The sequence below is a fragment of the Streptomyces anandii JCM 4720 genome (assembly GCF_014650655.1).
In the GTDB taxonomy this organism is placed as follows: Bacteria; Actinomycetota; Actinomycetes; order Streptomycetales; family Streptomycetaceae; genus Streptomyces; species Streptomyces anandii.
The window spans coordinates 79899-83817 of sequence record NZ_BMVJ01000015.1 but is presented as its reverse complement, the minus strand read 5'-3'; the positions used below and the strand labels follow the sequence as shown (position 1 = coordinate 83817).

At 70.5% G+C, this 3919-nt stretch carries 5 protein-coding genes and 1 tRNA gene; 4 read left to right on the top strand and 2 right to left on the bottom strand.

All coding sequences use genetic code 11. The features are described 5' to 3' along the window. Window positions 1–194: 194 nt before the first annotated feature. On the bottom strand, window positions 195–410 hold the full coding sequence (locus IE249_RS24860) for a hypothetical protein (protein ID WP_189708072.1): 216 nt from the start codon (window positions 408–410) through the stop codon (window positions 195–197). 241 nt (window positions 411–651) lie between these two features. Between IE249_RS24860 and IE249_RS24855 the strand changes: the two genes are divergently transcribed. Together IE249_RS24855 and IE249_RS24850 are read left to right on the top strand one after the other, a co-directional pair. Continuing rightward, window positions 652–1053, top strand: coding sequence for a helix-turn-helix domain-containing protein (locus IE249_RS24855; protein WP_189708070.1), 402 nt, complete (start codon window positions 652–654; stop codon window positions 1051–1053). A 226-nt stretch (window positions 1054–1279) separates the two neighbouring features. Continuing rightward, window positions 1280–1540 (top strand): hypothetical protein, encoded by a 261-nt coding sequence (locus tag IE249_RS24850; RefSeq protein WP_229859217.1) that lies wholly within the window; start codon window positions 1280–1282, stop codon window positions 1538–1540. Window positions 1541–1827: 287 nt separating this feature from the next. Here the strand turns inward: IE249_RS24850 and IE249_RS24845 are convergent. Continuing rightward, window positions 1828–1913, bottom strand: a tRNA-Leu gene (locus IE249_RS24845). Between the two features lie 453 nt (window positions 1914–2366). On the opposite strand from IE249_RS24845, the gene IE249_RS24840 reads away from it, so the two are divergent. Next, a complete protein-coding gene (locus IE249_RS24840) occupies window positions 2367–3137 on the top strand; it encodes an ABC transporter ATP-binding protein (protein WP_189708068.1) in 771 nt (256 codons plus the stop codon). Window positions 3138–3295: 158 nt separating this feature from the next. Next, a partial coding sequence (locus tag IE249_RS38425) for an ABC transporter permease (protein ID WP_229859215.1) occupies window positions 3296–3919 on the top strand: 624 nt, incomplete at its 3' end.

Here is a 3919-nt window from a genome sequence, read left to right as displayed (position 1 = left end):
GTGCGCCGAGATGTTCGCGACGTGCTTGGTGACGTTGACCGTCTTGCCGAAGCTGAACTTCAGGCGGCCGAGGGCCTCGCGGCCCGGCAGCAGCTCGGCGGACTCGGTCTCCAGCTCGTGCATGTCCATGCTCATGATGGGTGTCCTTTCGGTGTCTCGGGTGTCTCGGGTGAGGGTTCGCGCGAGGGCGGGTGCTACTGGGTGACGGTGATGCTCTGGCCGGCGCCGGAGTCGGCCACGGAGAACGCCGAGTGGTCGTTCAGGGCGGCGGACTGGTTGGCGGCCGAGATGTTCGCGACGTGCTTGGTGACGTTGACCGTCTTGCCGAAGCTGAACTTCAGGCGACCGAGGGCCTCGCGGCCCGGCAGCAGTTCCGCGGACTCGGCCTCGAGCTCGTGGGCGTCCATCATGATCAATTCCCCCTCAGGGATAGGCGTTTCCGGTCGGACGCGGTCAGGTACCCCCCGGACTTCGTCCAACTTGGTCGGACGTGCTGTCCAACGAGATTGGACACTAGGGCCTCCGGAGCCCCGCGCGCAACCCCGTTCGCGGATCCCCCTCTCGGCCCGCGGCGCCGACGCCCGTAGAATCGGGCCCCACGTGGGGAATTCCCGCGGGTTCAGCCAGGCGGCGAGCAGGAAGTGACCACCAGTGGCCAACGCACTGCAGCAGTTGATCCGGGAGCGGCTCGACCGCAAGGGCTGGTCCTACGGCGACGTGGCGCGCCGCGGCGGCATCCCCCGCTCCACCGTCCACCACCTGGCCACGGCCGACCGCGTGGTCCGCATGCCCCAGCCGGCCACCCTCGAGGGACTGTCCAAGGGCCTGGAGCTCTCGTTGGACACCGTGCGCCGCGCCGCCGCCGAGGCCTGCGGCATCCACGTCTACGGCCCCGCCGCCGACTCCGCGGACTCCGCCGGCGGGACGGCACGTCCCGCCGACCCCGAGGTGGACCTGCTGATCGCCAGCGTCCAGAAGCTCTCGGCGGACGACCGCCGCCATGTCGCGGCCCTGGTCGAGTCCCTCCTGGACCGCTCCCCGAACGAGAAGTGACCCGGCGCGCGCCCCGTCCCGCGAGGTACACCCACCGAAGGGGCGAGTGACCGGACAGTTGACCGACCTGGCGACCGACGCGACCGTCCGGTGACACCGGATGGCCGATCTCCCGCCAACTCGGAAAAAGAATCCGGACGACCCCGAAACCCCTGAGATCCGCCGCTAGTCTCTCGTCTGCCCGAGGCGCGAGAGCCGCACGACCCCGGGCTCCCAGGGGGGACATGTGTTGTTCGTGCATGGCGGTCCGACCACGGCCGTGGTCCGCAATCCCGCCGGAGACGCGGTGGTCCTGCTGTCCGGTGAGCTGCCCGAAGTGCTCACCGACCAGGCCCTCTTCGAGCTCCTGGACCTCGCCGCCGCCATTCTGGAGGCGGACGAGCTGGTCCTGTTCCACAAATGCCTGCAGACACTCCGCCGCAACGGCATGCGAGCCGGCCGCCGCATCGAAATCGACGGCGCGGTACTGACGGTCTACGAGGGCTGACCGCCCCCACACGGGCCCACGACCCAGAACCGCGGGCCCGGCAGCCGACGAAAAGGCGGGAGTTGGAGAGCATCCGCCAGGCGATCCGCCTCGCCGAGGCGTGAGGGGAGTCCGCAAGGTGCCGGAGGACCTGGCTGCGGTGGCCAACCAGGAGCGGCCGGGCCCTCGCGGACGCGGTGCTGGAGACCGGCTCCCTCGACCGGCTTCGCGCCGCCCTCGGCGAACGCTGACGCCGCGCGTCCAGGGCGCCCCTTGCCCGTCGGCGGCGCCCTGTTTCGCGGGCTGAGTGGTGCCCGGAACCGGACTTGAACCGGTACGCCCGCGAGGGGCAGCGAGGTTTAAGCTCGCCGTGTCTGCATTCCACCATCCGGGCAGGCCGTGGGCTCGCACTGCGGTTCCGAGCCTATCGGGATGCATCCCCCGTTCAGTGGCTGGGTGTACTCATGTTGTCTTGTTTTATTGACATGTGAGGGAGCATCAGACCTTGTGGGCGCCCATCGGCACTCGCCACCAGCGTTGCGGACCGGGCCCCGCGGCACGCACGGAATGACGGAATTTCACCGTCCGAACAGGGGGGCTCCACCTGTTCCCGATGTCCCCCTTCCAGGGGACGCGCCCCGGCAACTCTCAGGGAAGCCCGTCATCCCCAGGTATGACGGCGGCCGGTGCCGTCCGACCCGAGTCGGCCCCCGGAACCGGAACAGCGGCTGACTACAGCGGCCCGGGCGGCGGAGACGATGGACAGGTCTTCGAAAAGGCTGCCGCGGTCCGTCCCGGGCCGCCGCAGACCGTCCCACCGTTTCCGTACCGTCAGGAGCCCCACGCCGTGACCACCTCTTCCATCGCCGGCCGGACCACCGCCGTGGCCGCGCGCGCCACGGATCTGTCGAAGATCTACGGACAGGGCGAGACCCAGGTGGTCGCTCTCGACCGGGTCTCCGTCGACTTCGCGCAGGGCGAGTTCACCGCGATCATGGGACCGTCCGGCTCCGGCAAGTCCACGCTGATGCACTGCGTGGCCGGCCTCGACACCTTCTCCTCCGGGTCGGTCCGCGTAGGCGACACCGAGCTCGGCTCGCTGAAGGACAAGCAGCTCACCAGGCTGCGCCGGGACAAGATCGGCTTCATCTTCCAGGCGTTCAACCTGCTGCCGACCCTGACGGCCCTGGAGAACATCACCCTTCCCATGGACATCGCCGGCCGCAAGCCGGACAAGCAGTGGCTGGACACCGTGATCCGCATGGTGGGGCTCGCCGACCGGCTGGGCCACCGGCCCTCCCAGCTCTCCGGCGGCCAGCAGCAGCGCGTGGCCGTCGCCCGTGCGCTGGCCTCCCGGCCGGACATCGTCTTCGGCGACGAGCCGACCGGAAACCTCGACTCCCGCTCCGGCGCCGAGGTGCTCGGCTTCCTGCGCAACTCCGTGCGCGAACTGGGCCAGACCGTGGTGATGGTGACCCACGACCCGGTGGCCGCGGCCTACGCGGACCGCGTGGTGTTCCTCGCCGACGGCCGGATCGTGGACGAGGTGTACGGGCCCACGGCGGAGTCGGTCCTGGACCGCATGAAGCAGTTCGACGCCAAGGGCCGCACCAGCTGATCCGGTCCGGGGCCGCCGAGGCCCTCCGGCCCGGCAGGCCCCGCACGCCCCCGCCCGGCAGCCTCCGCGCGTTCCTCCTCTCCGCCGCGGCTCCCGGCCTCCGGGCGTGCCGCCCCCCACCTCCACCTCAACCTCGTAGACCTGGACTGAGACCGCCCATGTTCCGCACCGCCTTGCGCAACGTACTCGCGCACAAGGCCCGGCTCCTCATGACCGTGCTCGCCGTGATGCTCGGCGTCGCCTTCGTGTCGGGGACCCTGGTCTTCACCAACACCATCTCCGACGCCTACCAGAAGAGTTCGGCCAAGGGCTTCGACCAGGTCGACGTGGCCGTGGAGGCCAAGTACCAGGAGAGCAAGGGCGACCGGCTCGGCAGGACGCCCGAGCTGACCCGGGCGGAGCTCGACAGGAGCGCGCACGTGCCCGGCGCCGCCTCCGCGACCGGTGTCGTCAAGGGCTTCACCGCGATCGCCGGCAAGGACGGCAAGCTGATCGGCGACGGCTTCCAGTCGCAGGGCGGCAACTACTGGGGCACCAACGACCCGCGCTACCCGCTGAAGGAGGGCGCCGCCCCGCACGGGCGCGGCGAGGTCGCCATCGACTCCGAGACCGCCCGGCGCGCCGGATACAAGGTCGGCGACACCCTGCGCATCTCCGTGGACGGGCCCGTGCTGACCCCCAAGGTCACCGGCGTCTTCACCACCGACGACGGCAACGTCGCCGCCGGCGGCAGCCTCGCCCTGTTCGACACGGCCACCGCCCAGAAGCTGTTCGGCAAGCCG

Coding starts and splice junctions, on each gene's coding strand:
- IE249_RS24860 (WP_189708072.1), bottom strand. CDS start 410: ATGATGGACGCCCACGAGCTCGAGGCCGAGTCCGCGGAACTGCTGCCG.